This is a genomic window from Paenibacillus sp. DRB1-1 (assembly GCF_052119485.1).
GTDB lineage: Bacteria > Bacillota > Bacilli > Paenibacillales > Paenibacillaceae > Paenibacillus > Paenibacillus polymyxa_B.
The window spans coordinates 2,127,609-2,150,500 of record NZ_JBODQH010000001.1 but is presented as its reverse complement, the minus strand read 5'-3'; the positions used below and the strand labels follow the sequence as shown (position 1 = coordinate 2,150,500).

Below are 22,892 nucleotides of genomic sequence, written 5' to 3'. Positions count from 1 at the left end.
CTCCATGACCAATAAATTAATCATTTTTCCGTTTGATTATGAAACGATAGCCCTGGTTAGGAACTTAAATCTATTAGGAAGTTATGAGGAAGTTGTACTTATCTCTTTTCAAGGGTCGGGGTTGATCGGGAAAGATGCCTGTGTAACGGACAAGGGGGAAGCGACAGGCTTCATAGTGAAGCCGGAGTCTTGTTTGGAGCAAGAAATGGAGCGTTGTGATGCTATATTACTGGTGAAATCCAATTTCAAGCTGGATGTAGCTGAGGTGTATCTTCCCGTGATCAAGAAGGCTGGACAACTTGGCAAAAAAGTCATGTGTAATTTCACTTTGCCAGACTCATGTATGGAATTCATCGAACCCTGTGAGGAGAAAGATGACAAGCTGATTTTAAAAAATACATTTGATGTACGCACGAAAGATATTTTACCGCCTGACGCGGGCTCTGTTATTCATGATTTTTTTACACCGGTTCTGTTTGTATTAGGGCTGAACGAGCGAACGCATAAGCTTAATTTGCAGCTTAACCTTCGGCAGAAGCTTGAAGCACAAGGATATCGGGTGTCGCAAATCACATCTAATGGATGCGGGGAGCTGATTGGTGCACATTCTTTTCCACAGTTTATGTTTGAGAGCGGTATGACGGAGACCCAGAAGATTATCATGTTTAATCGGTATTTGAAAAAAATAGAGCAGAGCGAAAAGCCTGATCTAATACTCGTGGGCATTCCAGGTGGGATTGTTCCCTTTAACAATACGTTCACGAATTATTTTGGAGTAACCTCATTTTTGGTATCCCGCGCTGTTAGGCCGGATGGCCTGATCTGTTGTCTTCACTATGATGAATACAATATAAAATATTTGGAGCATGTGAAACAGTACATGGAAAACCGTTTTTCCTCTTCATTATTAGGATATGCCATATGTAACAATGTATTCGACAGTTACTCTTCTTCCACAGTCAATATGCAATATGCATCTGTTGATCATCGTTTCGTGGAAGAGAAAAAGCAGGAGTTTTCCAATTATTCCGTGCCTGTACTCCATCTGTCCAACGATGAAGATATGAATAGGCTGACGAAGGATATTTTACATTATTTTTCGGTTGATCATCACGTAGTTCAGTTGTAATGGAGGGAAGAACATGAACTTTACTCAGGATGTAACGGGAACAGGAATGAAACTGGAAAATATATTTTGGAAGCTTTTTAAAATAAAAGCGGGTGAGATAAATAAAGAGGCTACATTACTGGGTCCTGATATGGGGTTGTTCCCCAGAGATCTGGTATATCTATTATTTGAAGTGGAAAAAAGCTTTGCTATCCTAATTCCAGAAGAGCGTATAGTGGGAGGGGGGTTGCTTACATATAACAGCTTGTATGAGACGATAAAGGACTGCTTAAGTGTGGAAAAGGAATGAAGGATTTGTGAAAATGATGATAAAACATACAAAAACATACAAAAAAATCCGATAAACCTCTAGAATCACTTATTTCAGGATTTTGGAAAAATCCTCATTTAAAAGAGAATTGGAGGTTTTAGGATGAATGTATCATTTACATCATCTCACCAATCGCCGTTCCGCACCGCAGATCACAACCGACTTGAACTACGGCACCCCCTTTCCGCTCAGGCTGAAAGGAAGAGTATAGGCAAGCCACAAAACAAGGTTATTGAACAATTGACAGAGCAAAAGCAAAGTTTGATGGAGAGGCGTTCGGACTATTTAAGTAATGCTCTCAAGCGTGGTCTCGGTCCGGAAGCTGTAAAAGCTGAAATGGAAGAGATAGATAAGCAGATTCAGCAAATTGACGAGAACATTCAAAAGCAGTCACTGGAAGAGCAAAAAAAGGCTTTAGGCATGGATGAGGAAAGTAAAAAAGAAGCTCAGAAAGGCAAAAAGGAAGAATATACGCCTAAGACTGCTGAGGAGCAGCAGCAAAGATTGATCACCTATACAATGCATAGTATTGTATCTGCAAACAATGAGTTGAAGAGTGCCAAAATAGCCAAAACGGCACAAATCACGTTGGGAAGCGAGGCTAAGGGATGGGAAAACGCTAACCCTGCAAAATCAGCGGCTTTGCGTGAAAAGGCAGAGGGACTTAATGGAAAGATCATGGAAATCGCTGCGAATATTAATGAGCGTATCAGCGAAGCAGTGAATAACGAACCGATGGTTACAGATCGGGTTGAACCTAAGGATGAGCAGGAGTCGAATGCAGAGGCAGATAGGGTGTGGACTGAACAAGAGCTCAATGCCTATCTGGACTCGGCTAAAGACGGGGCGAAGACTGCAGGCACGAAGGTAAATATTGCAGTCTGATCCGGCTATCATGTACATGGTTCGCTAAATTAGGAGGGTGCTTTCAGACGAACGCTATCGTTCGCAGAGGCACCCTCCGCTTACTCTAATATGGAACGGAACAGAGCCGTGAGATTCATTTCACAATCCGAAGAGACAGGGGGAGAAAAAATGAATGGCAAGATCCATGTAGCCATTATTGACGACGGGGTTAATGCTGGCTTTTTAAACACCCAATTATTATATAACGTCGAAATAGCTAATGGAGACGTAGAAGATGGACGCACCTTAAATCACGGTACGCTATGTGCAGCTATTGTACAAACGTATTTTCCAGATGCGATCATCAGCAGTGTAAAAACAATGAACCATAGAAAAGGAAATGCAGCTCAGCTTTGTGCTGCGCTGGATTGGTGTGTAAAGCATGGTGTACAGGTAGCCAATATCAGCCTGGGAAGTATAAATTATCGAGATCGAGGCATACTGCGGGAAGCTGTAAATAATGCAGCTATGGCGGGATTAATTATGGTATGTGCAGCACAAAACGGAGGACTTCTTACTTATCCGGCTTCCTTTGCCAATGTGATTGGTGTGCGCTGCGATCATAGCGGTATACTCACAGCAGGACAATATACATATGATGCTGAGAAAGCATTCTCAAGTGGTATTGATTTTACCGCTTTTGCCAAGCATGAACTGGTAGGTGCAGCTGGAGAGGCTGTACAATGTTCCAACAGCAATAGCTATGCCACTCCATTGATTACAGCACACATATGTAAAGTTTTGCAGCAGTCCAAGTCAGTTCCTTCCATAGAACAGCTAAAACATATTTTACATAAGTATAGTTATCTTCCGGTACAGGATACCATAATCCCCGTAATGCGTTACGGACATCCGGATTGGATACGGCGCGCCTATGTGTTTATAGAGGATTGTGCAATTAGCTCGAAAGCACCCTATTATTTTCAGACCCAATGGAAAGCTCAACTCTCTGGCGACAAAATTGCTGCGATCTTCGAACAAGCCATCCTGCAGGAGCGAGAACAACAGGACACAGCGCTCGAAGGTGGACAACGGGTATACGACCTTACAGATACGATTGTCTTGCTAGGGGAAATGGAGCCAGTGAGTTTGCAGGAAGTGGAGCAATTGGCTTCACGTTATGGAAAACATGTCGTCTATATCTCTAAAAATCAACGATACATCCCCGCACTGAATTTCTCATCTTGTTATTTGCGCTGGTGGCAGCAAGAGGGGGGGCTCTTTATGTCGCAGGAGGAGTCTATCGCAATAGAGGATTCTCGCATTCCGCTTATTTGTATTTATTATGACAAGGGCATTGACATTATTTATTTTTTGCATGAGTTGAGAGGGGAATTTGCCCGGGATGGATACCAAAGCTGGATCGCGGTGGACCAGTCCTCGGCAGTGTTGCATGATATGGAGTATACGCTCCCTTCGGATGCAAGCAATGGATTACAGGAATTGTTATATAATGCGGGTACAATGGCATATAACGCTTATACGGATATTGCTATTTTGTGTGTAGAGGCTACGAATATTACGCATTGCACCAAAGAACGAGTTTTATTAGACGTTGATATTGAGCTTTCTTTACTGTTGAAAGCGGAAACTGAACGCATTTATATATCTATACGGACAGAGCAGGGCTATTTGAAAGAATGGGTCCTCTCGAATTTAAACGTGGGCGATATAGCAGGTATTTATACATATTTAGAACAACTGTTGGTAGACTGATATTCACTCAATAAGTTTGTTTATAAAACGAAATATTTTGAAGTACGTAACCAATTGCTTATCGTTTATCATTAATGTTAATAAAAATATTAAGTATTTAATAATAATGTTGACTATAATAAATATGGTGTGTTATATTAAAACCGTAAATAAAACGGCTTCTTAGTCTTGGTGGTACAACGGATTTTATTTTCGCATTCAGAGAGGATGGTTTAGGTGGCAGCAGCTGTAAAAGCAAAGATGATTGTAGACAAATCTTTTCGTATTGCTGAAGTCGATAAACGCATTTATGGCTCTTTTGTAGAGCATCTCGGGCGTGCCGTATATGGCGGCATTTACGAGCCTACTCATTCAACTAGTGATGAAAGCGGTTTCCGAAATGATGTTAAAGAGTTGGTAAAACAGCTTGATGTTCCAATTATACGCTATCCGGGAGGTAACTTTGTATCCGGTTACAATTGGGAGGACGGTGTCGGCCCTGTGGCGTCCAGACCTAGACAGTTGGAGCTGGCGTGGAGAACGGTCGAGCCGAACGAAGTGGGTACGAATGAATTTTTCAAGTGGGCCAAGGATGTAGGTTCCGAAGTCATGATGGCGGTTAATCTGGGTACGCGCGGAATTGATGCTGCGCGTAATCTGGTGGAATATTGCAACCACACAGGTGGCTCCTATTGGAGTGATCTACGTCGTAGTCACGGTGTAGAGCAACCACATAAGATTAAAACCTGGTGTCTTGGTAACGAGATGGATGGCCCATGGCAAATTGGTCACAAGACAGCAGAAGAATATGGCCGTCTGGCTGTTGAATCTGCAAAAGCCATGAAGCTGATTGATCCTGACATTGAGCTTGTATCCTGTGGAAGCTCCAGTTCCACAATGCCGACGTTCCCAGAATGGGAAGCAACCACGCTGGATCATACCTATGAAGTAGCGGACTATATTTCCTTGCACCAATACTACGGCAATCATGACAATGATACGGCTAATTATCTGGCACGTTCTATGGATATGGATCATTTTATTCATACGGTCATTTCGACTTGTGACTATATCAAAGCAAAGAAACGCAGCAAGAAAAAAATGATGCTCAGCTTTGACGAATGGAACGTATGGTACCACTCCAATGATGCGGACAAAAAAATTGATCCATGGTCTGTGGCACCACCGCAGCTTGAGGACATCTATAACTTTGAGGATGCATTGTTGGTAGGCAGCATGTTGATTACGTTCCTGCGCCACGCGGATCGTGTGAAAATGGCTTGCCTTGCCCAACTGGTCAACGTTATTGCGCCAATCATGACCGAGAATAACGGAAAGGCGTGGAAACAAACGATTTTCTATCCGTATCTGCATGCCTCCCGTTATGGTCGTGGGGTATCGCTGATGCCTGTCGTGGATTCGGAAAAATATGATTCCAAGGACTTCACAGACATCCCTTATCTGGACAGCGCTGTAGTTTATGATGAAGAGGGAGACGCACTGACTGTCTTTGCAGTGAACCGTCATTTGTCTGAATCGCTGGAGTTGACAGTAGATGTACGCAGTTTTGAAGGCTACCGCATTGTCGAGCATACTGTATTGGAGCATGATGATCTTAAAGCGACCAACAGTCCAGCCGGTGAAAAAGTTACTCCTCACAACGGCGGCAACGCCAAGCTTGAAGACGGAATTGTAAAAGCTCATTTGGGCAAAGCATCGTGGAACGTTATCCGTCTCGCTAAGTCTCATTAATTCTCTTCTGTAAAAGGTAGAGCTTCGACTGTATCTAAATAAGCTCGCATTCTCTCTTGTAAGAGTATTACAAGAGCGGCAATGCGAGCTTTTTGCGTAAAATGAGCCATTTGTCCCTCCATAGATATAGGGTTCTAAGAGAAGAGTGGATTTTAAATAAATATTATGTTTATTACTAAATTTAACTAAACAAAGATGATCCTTATTCACTAATTGCTCATACTCTCTACATTTTTATGAAGTTAATTAGACCCAGTGCCAGACTTCCCAGGTGAAAAAAGACCCTGTTATATCGTTGTCAACGTATTGATATCTGAAATGCAGGGTGTGCAATCCGACTTAAATCCACGTTATACTTTAAAAGACAGTCTATTTAAAACCAGATGATGGTTGTAGCATTTCGAGAAAGGAATGATCTGTATGAGTCAGACAGACCAATATCGTTTTCAAGTGAACTTGGGCGGTATGATTGATATTTTGGCCAATCATTTATATAGCAGTCCACGAGTGTTTATACGTGAGGTTTTGCAAAATGCAACAGATGCGATCACGGCTCGCAAGGAGCTGCGGAAGGTTGCTGCTGAAAGTAAAGTATTGAAAGAAGACAAGGCCCTTGGAGATACAGCTTCTGAGAGTAACGACTATGAAGGTAAAGTCATCGTGGAGTTATCTGGTTCTGGGGAGCATCAGGTATTGATGATTCAGGATAACGGCATTGGATTGTCAGAAGAAGATATTCACCGTTTTTTGTCGATTATCGGTCAGTCTTCCAAGAAGGGAGCCGATTTGCTGGCTTCTGAGACTTCGTTTATCGGACGCTTTGGGATTGGGTTACTATCCTGCTTTATGGTGAGCGATGAAATTGTAGTGTTGACCCGCTCGGTGAAGGAGGGCATCTCCATGGAATGGAGAGGGAAGCCGGATGGGACGTATACGATTCGTCGCTTGGAGACCGAGCTGCCTGTAGGGACGCAAATTTATTTGCGCTGCAAGCCGGGAAGTGAGTTTTATTATGAGCCAGCGCACGTAGAGGAGTCTTTAATCTATTATGGGGCGTTGCTGCCGTACCCGGTCATGCTGTCTGTAGACGGGGAGACCAAGCGCGTCAATCTTCCATCGACGAGCTGGATGCAGGACCCAGAACAATTGCGTAGTCGCCGTAGTGAGGTGCTGGATTTAGGCTATCGCCTGATGGGTGAGCGCTTCAGTGATTTTATACCGTTGCGGACGGCATCAGGCAGAACAGGCGGGATTGCATTCATTTTGCCTCGCAGTGTTAATCTGAACAGCAAGCGGCTACATCGGGTGTACCTGAAGCATATGCTGGTGTCGGACAAGGCGGAAAATGTTTTGCCAGAATGGGCATTCTTCATTAAAAGCCTGATTTGGACAGATGAATTGCAACCAACAGCATCACGTGAGTATTTTTATGAAAATGAGCAACTTGACGATGTTCGTTCTGAACTGGGGACCTGTATTCGGGAAGAACTGCTACGCATGGCGCAGTATGAGCCAGACCGCTTGCAGCACTGGATTCGTTTGCATGAGCTGTCCATGAAGGCGCTCGCCGTGGAGGATGATGAATTTTTGCGGATAATGTACCGTTGGTTTTCCTTCGAAAGTACGTTTGGGCGGCGTGAGCTGAAAGAACTGATCCGAGAGGCGGACGGACGTCCGTTGCATTACACATCGACAGTAGATGAGTATCGTCAGATTACGCATGTGGCGGCGGCGCAATCCATGTTGGTGATCAATGGCGGCTATATTTATGATTCAGACATTTTGGAAAAGCTGCCTTGGATTGACTCTAACCTGCAAACAGAGCGTCTTAGCCCTGAGGAAGTATCTCTTTCATTTACCGGGCTAACACAGGAAGAGCGCGAGAATTATTACGGTGTGCTACGTGTCATGGATGCTGCTTTGCAGCCGATGCGTTGCCGCGCTGAGTTGAAGCGTTTTGAGCCTGCGAGTTTGCCAGTGTTGTATACCATTTCTCAGGATGCACTGACCTTGCGCTCCATGGAAAACACGGTTGAGGAGACAACCTCACTTTTTTCCAATGTGCTTGATAGTCTGAAAGCAGGAGTCCAGCAGAATTCGGGTTATTCCACCTTATACTTTAATCTGAACAACCCAGTGGTGGCGCGAATTCTTGAAGCTACCGATACGCAGATGGTCGCGGCTGCTACAGAAATGATGTATGTGAATGCGCTTATGATGGGGCACTACCCGATGAACCGCAGTGAGTTGGGACTGATGAATCGGAGTGTACTGCATTTTATCAATTGGGGATTAGGGAACGGACAAAATTCGTAATTGCGTAATTATAGGGGGATCCAAATGGAAGATACGATATATGATTTGATGGAGCAGGCGCAGGATCTGCCAGGAGGGGCGGCAAAGCTGGCGCTTCTGGAAGAAGCAGTCCGCTTGGCAGACACTTCCGGATTGAAGGCACTCGCTTATGAAATCCGGGGAGAGATTGTAGACTGCGCTATTTTTAACGGATATCCATTGAAGTCGCTGATTGCTTTTTCGTGGCAGTTGGGCCAATTTGATCAAAATCCAGAGGAGTACGATCCGTTTGAGTTGTTGTGGAATTACAAATGGATACTCGGGAAGGTGTGCAGCTTTTCCAATATATCGAAGACTCAAATAGAAGATCTGGTGGAGGATATGCGCAGACGTTATGCCGAATACGGGTATAATGAGCGTCCATATTACTATTATAAGTTCCGCATCGCGATGGACATGGGTGAACTGGATGAAGCACGGCGGTATCTGGACACCTTCCGCTTGATTGAGTCGGACAGTATGAGTGATTGTGAAGCCTGCGAGCAGAGCCAGATGGTACGGTTCTATTACTTGACTGGAGAAGACGAGCAGGCGCTTGCCGTGGCAAAACCGATTTTGTCGGGTCGCATGAAATGTGCAGAAGTACCACATGTGACGCTCTCGCAGGTGCTATTGCCGCTTTATCGCCAAGGCGAGGTTGATCAGGCAAAGGACAATCATCGCAAAGGATACCGCCTAATTCGGGATGACCGCGACTTTCTGAAAACGATAGCGGAGCATATCGAATATTTGGCGATTGCTGATCCGGTTCAAGGAATCGAAGTAGTAGAGCGTCATCTACATATGGCGCTAGACTATGAGAGCGGGCTGGAGCAGATGTATTTTTACGCGACGATGGTGAGTCTGCTACAAAAGTTGGATACTTCGGGAGAAAAACGATTTATCCGGTTGCCGGCTTCTTTGGAATGGGGTAAAGAGGATCACACATTGACCGAAATCATTGCGTATTTTAGGCCACTGGCAGAGTCAGCGGCGGCTGATTTTGATCGACGGAACGGGAATACGTTTTATTCCGATTGGCTCGGGAAAATTGTTCAAACGGCATAGAAGAAGTGGTAGCTGTGACGAATATTTTATACAGCCCAAACAATGAGCAGGTATAATGTTCCTGTGAAATGACAGGAGGGGTTATGTTGTGACTGTAACCGAAAAGGTGATTAATTTCGCACACCGCGGAGCTTCAGGTGTATGTCCTGAGAATACGATGGCGGCATTCCGCCACGCCTTGGAACTGGGAGCAACAGGTATAGAAACGGATGTGCAGCGTACCCAAGATGGGCATCTGGTGCTGATTCACGATGAGTCGCTGGAGCGTACGACAGGTTGCTCACTGGATGTAAGGGATATTACGCTTGAGGAATTAAATAAACTGGATGCGGGCGGTTGGTTTGATGAGAAATTCCGAGGTGAGCGGGTCCCGATGCTGGATGAGCTACTGGAACTAGCCCAGTCCTCGAATACAATTATTAATTTAGAGTTGAAAAACAGCATTTATCTCTATCCGGGTATGGAGGAAGAGGTCATTGCTGCCGTGAAGCGTTTTGGGTTGGAACAGAGGGTAATCATATCCAGCTTCAATCACGAATCACTGGCGCTCTGTGCGCAGCTTGCTCCTGAAATCAAGACGGGGGCGCTGTATATCGAAATTATGGTTCGTCCATCCGAGTATGCAACCCAATTCGGGGTAACAGCACTTCATGCCTACAAACAAGTTGTTACGCCAGAAGCTGTATCAGAGGCTTTGGCATTAGGCGTCGTCTACCACCCATGGACGGTGAATGAGCCAGAAGAAATGAAGCGTCTGCTGGAGGCCGGGGTGAACGGCATCATCACGGACTATCCTGATCGGTTGGCGCACTTATTGGCTGTTCGCTCTTCCTAAGTCGAAGACACATCGGAACTGTGACTAAGGGGTTGCAAGGATATGACTGTGGCTATTTATTGAAGCAAAAAGGCTCTCCTGTACGCACTCGTTTTTACGAGGCGAGGGAGAGTCTTTTTTTGCCCTAAGCCGAAGAGCGTATCATCCACGATGACCTTGATTTATTTCTACTTGATGCCGAGCCGCATACGATAGCTGAACAGGATGTCTAGTGTTCTGCCCTTAAAATGATTCTCTACCAGCTTCACGAAGCGGGCTATATCGATGTCAAGCGCTCGATTGCCAAGTTTGAAGAGACTTTGAATACCCCCTTGGCTGAGAGCGAGCCCTGTATAACGAGCTGCGTCACACTGCTCACGGTTATGGAAGACAATTTCCCGGGCATATCGGAATTGTCCGCTGCGGTGCAGATTAGCTAAATGCTGATCCTTGCTCCATTTATGAGCTTGTTGCTCTACTGGGGTTTCCTGTTCCAAAAGGGTATCCGCTTTGGTGATAAGCTCTGTATAAGCTTGCTCTATCTGCCATTGCAGCACCGGAGGCCAGTCACAGTCAAAGGCCGCGAACACGCCGCCCTGAGCCAAGACCCTGCCCGCTTCCTGAAGCGTGCTCTCGGGGTCCATCCAGTGAAAGGATTGAGAGCAGGTGATGACGTCTACAGTTCCGTCCTCAAAGGGCAGGTTGTTGGAGAACCCGCTTTTGAAGGAAATGGTTCCTGCCATTGTCGTTCCTGCTGTCTCCAGCTTGTGCTGCGCTTTTCCTCTCATGTCCGGGTTAGGCTCGATACCGACGATTTGCCGAGCAGCGTTTTCCCATATGAAAGTTGAAAGTCCTGTACCGCAGCCAATATCGGCAACTAGCTCTACGTTTCGCTCCAGATAGCGGCTGATGATTTCCACGACGAGTGACGGTGCTTCTGGGCGGTGCTGATCGTAGTTGTCGGCAAAACCGTTGAAACGATCCACATTACTTTGCAGATTTCCTTCAGGTATCATAGGTCCTTTTCCTCCTTAGTATCGACCGGGCGGCCGTGTAGACTCAAATGCTGCTGTACTCCTATATTGTACAATTTTACATGTTCATCCATCTACTCTCGTGATTTCACAGCACCCGTCGGATTTCGGAGGGAGGAAATCCCCCTATTTTATCATTGAAGCAAGCGCCCACTCGCGCATCATGGAGTCAAGCATTGGACGCAAATCTTCGCGTTGCATACCCATGTGGAGCACGGCTTCCAGATATCCAGCTTTATCTCCAATATCATAACGTGTGCCTTCCAGTTCTAATGCGAGCAGTTGGTTCTGCAATGCTACTTGATGAAGAGCATCCGTCAATTGGTATTCACCGCCCGCTCCAGTGGACAGGTTTTCCAATATGGAGAAAATGGAAGGCTCCAATACATACCGACCAATGACTGCCTGCCGCGAAGGGGCATCTGCCGGAGATGGTTTTTCAACAAGTCCGCCGACTTCGTGAATGAGACCGTTCTGGTGAGTGGAGTCAATAATACCGTATTTACTCACATCTTGTTCTTCCACTGTGCGCACGCCGACTACTTGCTTGCCAGTCGCTTCGTAAACATCCATCATTTGACGAATCGCCGGGATGGAGGAATTCATAATATCATCGCCCAGCAACACGGCAAAGGGCTCATCGCCAATGAACTGACGAGCGCAGCTTACCGCGTGTCCCAAGCCGAGGGGTTCTTTTTGACGGATATAGTGAATGACTGCTTTACCCCCGATGCTTTGAACTTCACGTAGGAGATCATATTTACCTTTGCTCTCCAGTACCTGCTCCAACTCCACAGACTTGTCAAAATGATCCTCGATGGCTTTTTTATTACGCCCCGTTACGATAATGATGCTCTCAATTCCGGACTTGATGGCTTCTTCTACGATATATTGAATAGCCGGCTTGTCTACGATTGGAAGCATCTCTTTCGGTAAAGCTTTCGTAGCTGGTAGAAAACGGGTTCCTAATCCGGCGGCTGGAATAACAGCTTTTGTAATTTTTCTCATAGAAACTCACTTTCCTTTCGGGATGGGGAACCGAATACCCAGTATCGGCTCCCGATATAATTGATGATCATTCCGGCTGCGGTCGCGATCAGCTTGCCTAAAGCAAGTGGCAACTCGGTTCCAGTATGAAGCACTTGCAGTAATAAGGAGGTTATCCCTAATACGATGAGGTTGATGATGATGAATTTGGGTAATTGACGCTTGTTTGTGTCGTTTAATAGTTGTTTGTTGAATGTCCATTTGCTGTTCAAAATATAACTGTTGGCTGTGCCGCAGCTGTACGAAATGATCTGCGCTACAATGACCGGTACTCCGCCCCAAGCCAGCAGCATAAAAATGATATAATCTACACCTGTATTCACCAGACCTACGATGCCAAATCGGATCATAGGAAGCAGCTGGGCTATGCGACTTTTCATGGGTTAGGCTCCATGACCGGATTTGGGTCCGGTATATATTGCACTGTTGCCGCGCACTGTGCGTCCTGTCGAAATCAGGCTCTCACGGGCTCCTTGCATGTACAGGGAGTCACGGGGTTCAGGGACTTTCATAGCATGCGTCGGACCGTTTTCGTATTGTCCACCCAGATGCTCACGGACAATGTAAAGCGGACGTGCTTTGGTTTCGTCATAAATGCGTCCAACATATTCACCCATAATACCGAGAATGATCAGGATCACCCCGTCGAAGATTAGGCTGATGCTAATCATAGACGACCAGCCCTTCATCACATAGGAGTCGGTGAAAAAGTTGAGAAACAGTACGTACATCAGATACAGGAAGCCGGACATGGATAGAAGTGCACCGATATACCCTGCCAGTTTGAGCGGTTTAATCGAAAAGGATGTGATCCCGTCCAGACTGAGCTTGATCATTCGTTTCAACGGATACTTGGTTTCGCCTGCGAGCCGCTCGTCGCGCTCATATTCTACAGCAGTTTGTTTGAAACCGATCCAGCTGACCAGTCCACGAACGAATCGGTTATTTTCCGGCAGCCGTTTCAATTCTTCTATGACCTTGCGATCCATTAGGCGGAAGTCTCCGGTGTCGACCGGGATATTAATATCCGTTGATGCTTTAAGTACACGGTAGAAGAGGCTGGCAGACCATTTCTTGAAGCGAGTCTCGCCATTGCGTTTGAGTCGTTTGGCGTAGACCACTTCATAGCCTTCCTTCCACTTGTTAGCCATCTCAACAATCAGTTCCGGCGGGTCCTGGAGGTCGGCGTCAATGACGACGACCGCCTCCCCAACCGCATAATCCATCCCGGCGGTAATCGCTAGCTGATGACCAAAATTGCGAGAGAAATCAATCAATACAATGGTGTCATCTCTGAGACTGAATTCCTTGATCAATTGGACGCTGCGGTCCGAACTTCCATCATTTACGAAGATCAGCTCGTAGGGCTCCCCCATCGAGCCCATAACTTGTTTCAGCCTCCGGTAGGTTTCCGTAATAACGGCTTCCTCGTTGTACATCGGAATAACTATGGAATAACGGATGGGTTCACTCATTCGTAGTTCCTCCTCATTTATAATGTGATTTCGTATAAAGTACCGCTTCCGCCACGTTCGTCTCCGCCAGGTCCACCTTGACCATCCTGGGCGTTCGCATTGCTGTTCGTGGTGTCGCTTCCGCTCTCGGTTGCTTTAACGTCTGTATTTGTTTCGCCTGTTGTTGTTTTCCATTCATCTGTAGGGATCACTTTGCCGTGTTCTTTGATCCATGCAGTGACTTCAGAGTTACCGCCGTCCGGTCCGCCGCCTCCACCAGAAATCATGAAGTACTTCACTTGGCCGCTTTCGACCAGCGCCTTGATTTTATCGACGGTATAGACTGGATCGGAAGATACAAAACCGTTCATAATAATTACTTTTTGTCCGGCCTCGACCAGGTAAGGAGCAGCCGTTGAATAATTACTTGCTGCAAAAAGGTAGGTTTCACCTGTGTTATTTTTTTGCAAGTAGCTCAACGTTTTTTGATCTAAACTTTGGCTACCGTTGGGTCCTCCCATTCCTCTGGAACGGATAGAAGATTTTTGTTCCGTGTCTATACTTGTTTGTGTGCTTGAAGTACTTCCATCAGGACTGGAGTTCTCTGCATTATTGGTCTGGTTATTCGTTGGAGTTGGAGTTCCTTCGGCTTGTTGTCCATTGGCGCTCTGACCTCTATTGCGATCATTGTCGCCTGGCATTCCGCCACCACCACCAAATTGAGTGGGTCCGGCTTGTGGAATCATGCTGTTCCCCCCGTAGATGATCGGTGTCAATGCCCAGTATGCAGGACCGATAAACATAGCAAGTACACTTGCAATGATGGCGAATCTTGTGAACTTCTCAGATTTCATTCGTGCTACTATCAGCAGCACTGTGCCGATGATCCCTAGGATCAATACCGCGATGGACCAGCCGCTGCCAATCGTATCGTTGTAATTTTGCAAAACAAACCAGCTAAATACCGAGGTTGCCAAAACTGCTGCGGGTAACAGCCAGGAGAGCCAGTTGGAACGCTCACGATACTGCTTCCACAATTCTACGAATCCTGCTCCAAAGAGCGCTGCAATTGGTGGCGCGAGCATAATCAGGTAATAATGATGAAAGAATCCTGCTACGCTGAAAAATGCAGCTACGGGAATCAACCAGGCCAGCCAGAAGATGACCTCTTTGTGTTTTTGTGTGATATTACGACGTCGAATGCTTGCAAGCAGGCCGATGGAAGCAATTAATGCAAATGGAAGCAGCCAGCTGGCTTGACCTGACAGGGAAGATTGGAACAACCGCAAAGGTCCTTTTTCGCCAGTGCCGAACATGCCGCCACCGGAATTTCCTCCTGGTCCACCGCCTGGCCCCCCCTGACCACCTTGCCCTTCTCCAGGACCACCTTGTCCGTTGCCGCCAAATCCACCCGGTGGCATTTGACCACCTGCACCGAATCCGCCTACTGCCATGTCGTTGGCACCAGAGTCATCTGTAGTGGTAGTGCTGTCCGATGTTGTAGTCCTCTGAGTTTGATCTGTGTTTGTATTGCTGCTATTCGTTATAGCGTTATTGTTCCGATCCGTACGTTCGCCGCCACGATTGCCACCTGTACCCTGATCTCCTGTCAGACGGGACAGGCCGTTATAACCAAAGGCTAAATTCAGCACAGAGTTGGTACCGCTACTCCCCATATAAGGGCGTTCATCTGCCGGAGTGGAGTCCACTACGACTGCCCAGGAGAGCGATACGATCAGAAGGACAACTGCTGATCCTACCAGTGTTACTGCTTTTCGCTTCCAGTTAAACTTGGAAGCCATCAGATAGAACAGACCCAGTGCGGGAACGATCATATAGGCTTGCAACATTTTTTCGTTAAAGGCGATGCCTACGACTGCGAAAGCAGCAAGGATCAGCCCGGTTTTGCTATTTCTAATGCCTCTGAACAATAGCCATGTTGCGAGCAACAGTGTGAAAACCAACATAGCGTCGATATTATTCGTACGGCTAACTGCTACGGCTATCGGTGTCGTTGCCATGGCGAAGGCGGCCAATCGTGCGGCCATCGTACCGAAGCTCGGTTTGACGAGTAAGTAAACGAGCAAGACCGATCCGACCTGAGCCAGCGCCTGTGGCAAGATAACGCTCCATCCGTGAAGTCCGAATATATAGGCGCTCAGTGTCTGAATCCAGAACACCACAGGCGGTTTGTCTACCGTTACCGATCCGGCAGAATCAAGTGAGGCAAAAAAGAAGTTGTGAAAGCTCTGTAGCATGCTTGCTACGGCCGTCGTATAGTAGGTGTTTACATATTTGTCTTGCCAGATGTTGTATCCGTTCAAAAATGCGGATATCAGCATAATGATGATCAGAGGGATGTCCGCCCTGGTCTTAAACCATTTCTTAATCATGTTCATTCCACTCCCTGTGAAAATTCTTTGTATTTATTCCGTTGTTCTGCCGCTATCTTCAGGACTGCGGAATGACCAGTCGCTTCTGATCTTGGCCCGGTGAACTACCGGCTTGCTATTATCATGCCATACGTACCTTAATGGGTTCTGAGCGCTCCCTGAACGTTAGCTGAAAGCTGAGCAGGGGTGCTTTTTTTACGACAGGATTCAGGTATATTAGATACAGGTGAAAAATGAACTGACTTTTTTATGAGAAAAATGCGGCAACATGAAAGGGAAGATTAATAATGAATCCAATACACGGAGTTAAAATTATGCTGGCAGATGATGAGCCTCATATTTTGCAATTTTTAGAGCTTGGACTGATTAATGAAGGATATGAAGTCAGAACCGCCGAGAACGGGAGTAAAGCGCTCGATTTGGCAAAAGAGTTTCGTCCGCATGTAGCGGTGCTGGATGTGATGATGCCGGAAATGAACGGTTTTGAGGTGTGCCAAAGTCTCAAGGAGACGGAGGATAACATCGCGGTCATTATGCTGACCGCCAAGGATGACGTAGACGATCGGGTAAAGGGATTAAAACTCGGCGCGGATGATTATGTCGTAAAGCCCTTCAGTTTTAATGAGCTGCTGGCTCGCATTGAAGCGCGCTTGCGCAATCAGTTCCCCGATCTGCTGGGGGAAGTGGTTCACGGCCCCTTTCAAGTGGATGATCGACGGAAGGAAATTCGTTATCAGAGTCAGGTGCTGGAGCTGTCGCCTACCGAATATGAACTATTGAAGTTTCTGGTGCTTAATCACGGGATTGTGCTGAGTAAAAGTCGTATTCTGGACCGGGTATGGGGGTACGATTTTGGGGGCGAGGATAATATTGTTGAGGTGTACATTCGCTCCTTACGTGAAAAACTCAAAGACAAGGAGCATCGGGTCATTCGTACGCTGCGCGGTGTGGGCTACCGGGTGGATTTGCTATGAAGGCGGGCGGGAAAAGTCGGAGAAAATATGCACTTCGATCTCTCCGGTCCCAGCTTTTGGCCAGAACGTTACTCATTTTGGCTTTGCTGCTCGTATTGATTGGTTTTCTACAATATTTTCTGATGAAAGACTTTCTGTATCGGAGTCGTGCAGATGCTATGGGAACGCAGTTAAACTCCATTCCTGCTGATTTATTGATTAGGGACTCGCAAGAGCAGAGTGAGGGTGTTACTCCCCAGGGAGGAAACAATCGAAGGGATAATCGACCGGGGCCGTTCCTGTTTTGGCCGGATATGTCGCTCGCAGCTATAGGCATAGATGGAACCTTCCGAAGCTTGTCCAGTGAAAACGGACTTAACCCACCGCGTCTCACCACTGAGCAGTATCAAGCGATGCAGCAGAGCAAGCGCATGCGTCATGGCTATCAATTGATCACGGATGCTCAAGGGAATGAGCAACTGGTTGTGTTCCGTCCGCTTGGTCCGCCTGACCGTTCGTCAGGTATGCTTCAAATGGGCGTATCCACGACTTCCATGCAAGAGCAGCTGATTAATCAGCTCCGTACCTTTATTTTATTGTCTCTGATTGCGCTTGCGATTGGTCTGGCCCTCATGCTTCCTGTGCTGCGCCGTACGTTGGTGCCCCTTTCGAGGATGGTTGAGGCGGTCAAACGTATTGATGCCGGGAATCTGGACGAGCGTTTTGACGCCGAGCAGGGTCAGTATGAAGTGGATCGGTTGGCGGTTTCATTTAACGGGATGCTGGAACGGCTGGAGCATTCTTTTGCTGCCGAACGGGAATTGCAGATGCAGATGAGACGATTTATTGCGGATGCCTCCCATGAACTGCGCACCCCGCTCACGTCTATTCACGGCTTCTTGGAAGTGCTGCTTCGTGGGGCAGCATCTAATCCGAAGCAGCTTCAGTCGGCACTAGAAAGTATGTATGGTGAATCCAAGCGGATGAATAAACTTGTCTCTGATTTACTATTGTTGGCTAAACTGGATCGAACACCGGAGTTGAAGCTGGAAGACATATCACTAGATGCGTTGCTGCTGGAAATGAAACCGCAGCTCCTTATGCTGGCAGGTACACGTAAAGTGGTTTTTGATATGACGGCAGGTATACGGGTATTGGCAGAGGGGGATAAAATCAAGCAGGTAGTGCTCAACCTGTTTCACAATGCTGTTCAGCATACCGATATGGAAAGAGGTGTGATCCAGGTAAACCTGTCTGCAGGTAAGAAGTTGGTGGATATCCAAATTCGTGATAACGGACCAGGCATGAGTAAAGAACAGCTGGAGCGGATATTTGAGCGTTTTTATCGTGGAGATGAATCGCGTACACGTAGCTCAGGCGGGGCGGGCCTTGGTCTGGCCATTACACAGTCTATCGTAGAAGCACACGGCGGGAACATTACAGCCGAAAGTACACCAGGAACGGGAAGTGTATTCAAAGTAACGTTACCTTTAGCGGGAACAGTATAGTATTTAAGATTATGGCGTAACATAAAAATAGCCCCCCGAACCGCAGCTTTGGTTATAACACGGCTCGGGAGGCTTTTCTATTGTTAGTTAATCAGCGAAGCTTTCTGTAAAAGCACATGCAGCACCTTGGCAGATGCCTCACGGGTTGTAGGTGCATTCGGCTGGAAGTAGGAGGAGCCTTTAATCGCTTCTCCGTTGATGATACCTGCTGCACTTACTTTTTCAATACTGTCCTTGGCATAGCCTACAAAGGATGAAGCATCATGGTACGGTGTACGTGCAGGGCCATCGACTGCTGCTTTGATTTGAAGCAGATCTACAGCTTTACCCAGCACGACAGCAATTTCTTGACGACTGATATTAGCGTTCGGATCAAACTTGTCGCTGTTGCGACCCGTAATCAATCCAGCTTCATAAGCGGCTGCTACATCGCCGGAGTACCAGCTACCTGCCGGAATATCACTGAATGGTGCAGCAGTACCTGGTGTCAGGCCGAGTGCTCGGGTTATCAGGGCTGCAAATTCTGCACGCGTCACGTTCTTCTTCGGTGAGAAAGTCGTGTCGGTCGTGCCGTTGATCAGCAACTTGTTCGCTAGCGATTGAATTTCGGATTGGGCATACGACGATGAAATATCTTCAAAGCTAACGGGACGTGTCGCCGCTGCATACGTCGAGAAGCCCGGACGGCTTACCTTGACGACGGTAGATCCATCTGCCTGCTTGGTGAAGACGGATGGAACGGGATAGACATTTCCGTTTGCCATATAGAGTACACCAGCTGTATTGGAATCAATTTGACCAGGTACGGTAAAGGATCTGCTAATGAACTGTCCTGGAGCAACTTTGAGCGATTGACTCTTGCCACCAGTGACAACATTAGCTTCAAATCCTACTGGGGTGCCGATCACATTGGAGCCTTTCAGCTTACTTGTAAAAGTGCCACTCGCCTCTGTCTGGCTGCTGATTATCACTTCAATGCCTGCACCAGCAGGAACATTTTTCAGAGCGGATACTGGCAAAGCCAGAGAAGAGCCTGTATTGCTTACAATCAAGCTGCTTCCTGATGCAGCCTTGCCCAGCGTTACCAGTTGTGTGGAAGTGAGCGATGCTTTCGTCGTTTGGCCTGCTTGGCTAGTAGCCGACAGTACAATAGCTGTCGGGCTGGAACCTGCTGCTGTCACGGTAGCCTGCAAATCTGCATCGGTTACTGTCAGCGACTGTACATTATTGTTCAATGCAACGGCTGTAGTGACAGTTTTAACAGCCTGCCCTTGTTTCACAACGCTTTGAAGTGAAGGTGCAGATGTAGAAACAGGAGTGGATGTGTTCGTTGCAGCAGAAGGTGTAGTATTGCTTCTGCCGCCACCTCCACCACCTCCGCCTCCAACACTACCGCTGGATGCGGCGCTATTATCCACACGGATAGCTTTAGTGGCGGTGAAGAGTTTAGGACCTTTAGTAGTGCTCTCGACTTCGCCTTTTGCATTCAACTCCGGAGCGCTGACTTCCAGCTTGTATACTCCGTCCTTCAAATGCTGAATCACGGGCTGACCGTTAGCATCCAGAACAGATTTTCCATTGTCATCTAATTCGGCGTAACTTCCGTCAATGCCCTTAAAGGAGTAGACGCCTTGTTTGAGGCGTGCATTGTCACCTTGTTCCTTGGAGGTCGTAATTCCATCGATCAGACCGATTAACTTGTCATCTACGCCGTACACATAGAGCGCGATCAGGTTCGTTTTATCCGTAGTCAGGCGGAATGCCAAATCTGTTGAGCGCTGAGCACCTGTACGACTCGGATAAATAATCGGGTTGGTGACACTCAAGTCCTGCAAGCCGAAGCCAGTTGTAGGATTTTCTTTGCCGACATGAACGACGAACGGCAGATGAAGCGTTGGCAGTCCTGCGCTTTTCAGAATAACTTCCCCTTCATATACACCTGTGGCTGCGCCCGAATTTGGTTGTACAGACAGGAAGAACGGTTGCGATTTACCCGGTTCTGCCGAGATTGCTCCATTCGCGCCGACACCTTGCAACTGAACGGAAAGGTTGCTTACATCTGGCGTGGCGATTGGCTTCTTGGGATCTGAGGTTACAATATCATGTAAAATATAGCTCGCCTCATACTGTACAGAGTTAGTGGACAGGTTTTTGAGTTGAAGCTGAATCTGCTTCGCATCACTACCAGGTCGTAACACCCCGAAGCTGGCGGAAGGATTGTAATTCACAACCTCCTGCCGATTAAAGTTCTTGTCGAGAATCGTTATCTTTTCAACAGTTTCCAGCAGGGCGGGAGTCTGAATCGCATTAGCGATGTTTACTAGGCCTGCACCTTGGGAATACACATCATATTGGATTTTATCCTCATCGAAGAGTGTAACCGAAGTGTTTGCCAGAGCAGCACGGATATCAAACGGTGTCCAGTTTGGATGCTGCTGCTTCAGCAGCACAGCAAGTCCAGCCACATGCGGAGATGCCATACTTGTACCGTTGCTACGACTGTAAGCTTGCTCATAAGATGCATCTGGATAGAACTTGGCGAAGGCAGGGTAGGTTGACAAAATGCCAACCCCCGGTGCGCTCACGTCTGGTTTGATGCTAAGCAGTTCATCTCCGTTCGGTCCGCGGGAGCTAAATCCGGCCATCGTATTGCCTGCATTATCTGTACGAATATAATCTGCTCCAAAGGAAACGGAGAACTTCTCTCCCGCGTTGTCTACGATTTGTTTAGCCAGCGCACGACCTTCCTTACCTTTCATGTCAAAGGTGGGAATAAAGTCAAAGCTGTCACCCAAATTGGAATTTACGTAGTCATCGCGACCTGAAATACTTTCCCCTAAATCAGCTTTGGTGATGTCGCCCGCTTTCGTATTCCCATTAAAAACGATAACAGCCTTCGCACCGTTTTTTTTCGCATTTGCGATTTTATCCACGAATGCCAAGTTGCCGCGTGAAACGAGGACGATTTTTCCTGCTACGTCTTTCCCTTCAAAATCATCAGGTTGTCCCAGATTCGCATATACGAGCTCATAAGGGGCAGTTCCCAAAATGGAGGCAAAGTCTTCTCTGCCTGTCTCCCAGCCCATCAAATTAAAATCATAATGTGCATAAGCATCATTAGTTACGGTCTTTTTCAATTCACCGTTAGCCTCCCAATAGGTGTCACGGGTGACCGAAGCTGTACCCGAGAAGCTTTTGCTCGGCGAAGTAGCTGCACCGACGGAAATCGCCAGCTGTGATGTTGCGGGAGAACCCATGGAATAAAAATAGGGGCCTTCCTGTGCCGCATTACCATTCGCTATGACCGCGACTACGCCGGAAAGTACAGCATTATTAATAGCAATGGAATCTGGGGAGTTCGGGTCCTTTTCGGAATCCGAGCCCAGCGACAGGTTAATGACGTTCATACCATCTTTGACAGCGCGTTCAATGCCATCAATGACCTGTGCGGAGGAACCGGAGGAGCGACCTGTCTTGGTATTGCGTCCAAGCACTTTATACACGTATAAGTCCGATTTATAGGCAATACCCTTTTGCACAATATCCGAGGATTTATTTGCGGCTTTACCGGCAATCGTGCCGGAGACGTGAGTACCATGTGTCGTTCCGCTAAAACCTGTGCCGTATGGGTCATTTTCTTTTTCAAGGAACGGTTCCTCGTAAGGGTCGTTGTCTTGTTCAAAAGAGTCATATCCGCCTTTATAGGCTTCTTTCAAATCCGGATGCTCATAATCGATACCGGTATCAATAACCCCGACCTTGATTCCCTCGCCATTCAGTCCTTTGGCCCAGGCTTCAGGAACACCAATCTGGTCCAGCGGTGCGTTATCATAAGTGGCTTCACTGGCTGTAAGTGTTGGCGGGTCCTGTACGGGGATGGAATAATACGTTTTGTTTTCATGAATGGATTTTACACCTGGCAGTTTAGCCAGTTCTGGAATCTTATTGGCTGGTAGTGTGACCTCCAAGCCGTTAAGCACCGTGTTGTACTGGTAATTCACCTGAAGAGAAATGCCATGCTCAGCGGCTTGGTCCACGAACGTAGTTTGCTCGGTGGCAATCGCGGATTCCGCTTTTTGCTCAGATTGAGCTGTGAAAGCTTGTACGCCTGAACGTGCCGCATATTTGTCCACGGCTAGGGGCTCACCATCAAGCTGTACGATAACTCTGACCTGGCGGGAAGAATCTGTGCTTAGCTCTGGCGAAATGAAGGCCGGAGTCGCCTCAAGAGTCAATGCTTGCTGAGCTTCCAAAAATGAGTTGATTTGCAGATCTGCGGTAGCAGCAGAACTGACAGACGGCAGAGACAAGCTTACCGTCAAGGCAAGAGCGAGTGATACGACAGGTATTTTTTGCAAAATGATCGGCTTTTTCAAAGATTTCCCTCTTTTCAATCAAAATATGATATGTCTACATACTAGGATTTGAAGCCACTGCCGTTGTTCTCACGCCTCCCTTAATATCTAAAATAATAGAATTGACCACTGGTGACTAA

Annotated in this window: 16 protein-coding genes; 10 read left to right on the top strand and 6 right to left on the bottom strand. The window is 47.0% G+C overall.

What is annotated here, in order from left to right:
• Window positions 1-4: 4 nt before the first annotated feature.
• The 8 genes from ACQW03_RS09550 (at window position 5) to ACQW03_RS09515 (ending at window position 10,029) form a co-directional block, all read left to right on the top strand.
• Window positions 5-1,129, top strand: coding sequence for a TIGR04066 family peptide maturation system protein (locus tag ACQW03_RS09550; RefSeq protein WP_441949454.1), 1,125 nt, complete (start codon window positions 5-7; stop codon window positions 1,127-1,129).
• 13 nt (window positions 1,130-1,142) lie between these two features.
• Window positions 1,143-1,418, top strand: a complete 276-nt coding sequence (locus tag ACQW03_RS09545) for a peptide maturation system acyl carrier-related protein (protein WP_076293866.1) — start codon at window positions 1,143-1,145, stop codon at window positions 1,416-1,418.
• A 123-nt stretch (window positions 1,419-1,541) separates the two neighbouring features.
• Window positions 1,542-2,324, top strand: a complete 783-nt coding sequence (locus ACQW03_RS09540; RefSeq protein ID WP_076293867.1) for a muscle M-line assembly protein unc-89 Uncoordinated protein 89 — start codon at window positions 1,542-1,544, stop codon at window positions 2,322-2,324.
• 150 nt (window positions 2,325-2,474) lie between these two features.
• The gene (locus tag ACQW03_RS09535) at window positions 2,475-4,061 is read left to right on the top strand and encodes a S8 family serine peptidase (protein ID WP_441949451.1); all 1,587 of its coding nucleotides are present in this window, start codon (window positions 2,475-2,477) and stop codon (window positions 4,059-4,061) included.
• Window positions 4,062-4,277: 216 nt separating this feature from the next.
• On the top strand, window positions 4,278-5,792 hold the full coding sequence (gene arfA, locus ACQW03_RS09530; RefSeq protein ID WP_025723872.1) for an arabinosylfuranosidase ArfA: 1,515 nt from the start codon (window positions 4,278-4,280) through the stop codon (window positions 5,790-5,792).
• Window positions 5,793-6,212: 420 nt separating this feature from the next.
• Window positions 6,213-8,108, top strand: a complete 1,896-nt coding sequence (locus ACQW03_RS09525) for an HSP90 family protein (protein WP_071639206.1) — start codon at window positions 6,213-6,215, stop codon at window positions 8,106-8,108.
• A gap of 24 nt (window positions 8,109-8,132) precedes the next feature.
• On the top strand, window positions 8,133-9,194 hold the full coding sequence (locus ACQW03_RS09520; RefSeq protein ID WP_441949448.1) for a hypothetical protein: 1,062 nt from the start codon (window positions 8,133-8,135) through the stop codon (window positions 9,192-9,194).
• A gap of 88 nt (window positions 9,195-9,282) precedes the next feature.
• The gene (locus ACQW03_RS09515) at window positions 9,283-10,029 is read left to right on the top strand and encodes a glycerophosphodiester phosphodiesterase (protein ID WP_069080765.1); all 747 of its coding nucleotides are present in this window, start codon (window positions 9,283-9,285) and stop codon (window positions 10,027-10,029) included.
• A gap of 167 nt (window positions 10,030-10,196) precedes the next feature.
• Here the strand turns inward: ACQW03_RS09515 and ACQW03_RS09510 are convergent, their stop codons facing one another.
• The 5 genes from ACQW03_RS09510 to ACQW03_RS09490 form a co-directional block, all read right to left on the bottom strand.
• Window positions 10,197-11,024: a class I SAM-dependent methyltransferase gene (locus ACQW03_RS09510; protein WP_441949445.1), complete on the bottom strand. Its 828-nt coding sequence runs from the start codon at window positions 11,022-11,024 to the stop codon at window positions 10,197-10,199.
• 144 nt (window positions 11,025-11,168) lie between these two features.
• Window positions 11,169-12,050 carry a UTP--glucose-1-phosphate uridylyltransferase GalU gene (gene galU, locus ACQW03_RS09505; RefSeq protein ID WP_071559450.1) on the bottom strand — a complete coding sequence of 294 codons (882 nt, stop codon included), beginning with the start codon at window positions 12,048-12,050 and terminating at the stop codon, window positions 11,169-11,171.
• Window positions 12,047-12,469 carry a GtrA family protein gene (locus tag ACQW03_RS09500; RefSeq protein ID WP_441949443.1) on the bottom strand — a complete coding sequence of 141 codons (423 nt, stop codon included), beginning with the start codon at window positions 12,467-12,469 and terminating at the stop codon, window positions 12,047-12,049. Before ACQW03_RS09500 ends, galU begins: the two co-directional genes overlap by 4 nt.
• A 3-nt stretch (window positions 12,470-12,472) precedes the next feature.
• Window positions 12,473-13,564, bottom strand: coding sequence for a glycosyltransferase family 2 protein (locus ACQW03_RS09495; protein ID WP_071639214.1), 1,092 nt, complete (start codon window positions 13,562-13,564; stop codon window positions 12,473-12,475).
• A gap of 17 nt (window positions 13,565-13,581) precedes the next feature.
• The gene (locus ACQW03_RS09490; RefSeq protein ID WP_441949440.1) at window positions 13,582-15,936 is read right to left on the bottom strand and encodes a glycosyltransferase family 39 protein; all 2,355 of its coding nucleotides are present in this window, start codon (window positions 15,934-15,936) and stop codon (window positions 13,582-13,584) included.
• Window positions 15,937-16,223: 287 nt separating this feature from the next.
• On the opposite strand from ACQW03_RS09490, the gene ACQW03_RS09485 reads away from it, so the two are divergent.
• On the top strand, window positions 16,224-16,910 hold the full coding sequence (locus ACQW03_RS09485; protein ID WP_441949438.1) for a response regulator transcription factor: 687 nt from the start codon (window positions 16,224-16,226) through the stop codon (window positions 16,908-16,910).
• Window positions 16,907-18,397, top strand: coding sequence for a sensor histidine kinase (locus ACQW03_RS09480; protein ID WP_220030611.1), 1,491 nt, complete (start codon window positions 16,907-16,909; stop codon window positions 18,395-18,397). The genes ACQW03_RS09485 and ACQW03_RS09480 overlap by 4 nt, the downstream gene beginning before the upstream one ends.
• 83 nt (window positions 18,398-18,480) lie before the next feature.
• Here ACQW03_RS09480 and ACQW03_RS09475 read toward each other — a convergent pair whose 3' ends face one another.
• Window positions 18,481-22,773, bottom strand: a complete 4,293-nt coding sequence (locus tag ACQW03_RS09475; protein ID WP_441949435.1) for a S8 family serine peptidase — start codon at window positions 22,771-22,773, stop codon at window positions 18,481-18,483.
• Window positions 22,774-22,892 lie beyond the last annotated feature (119 nt).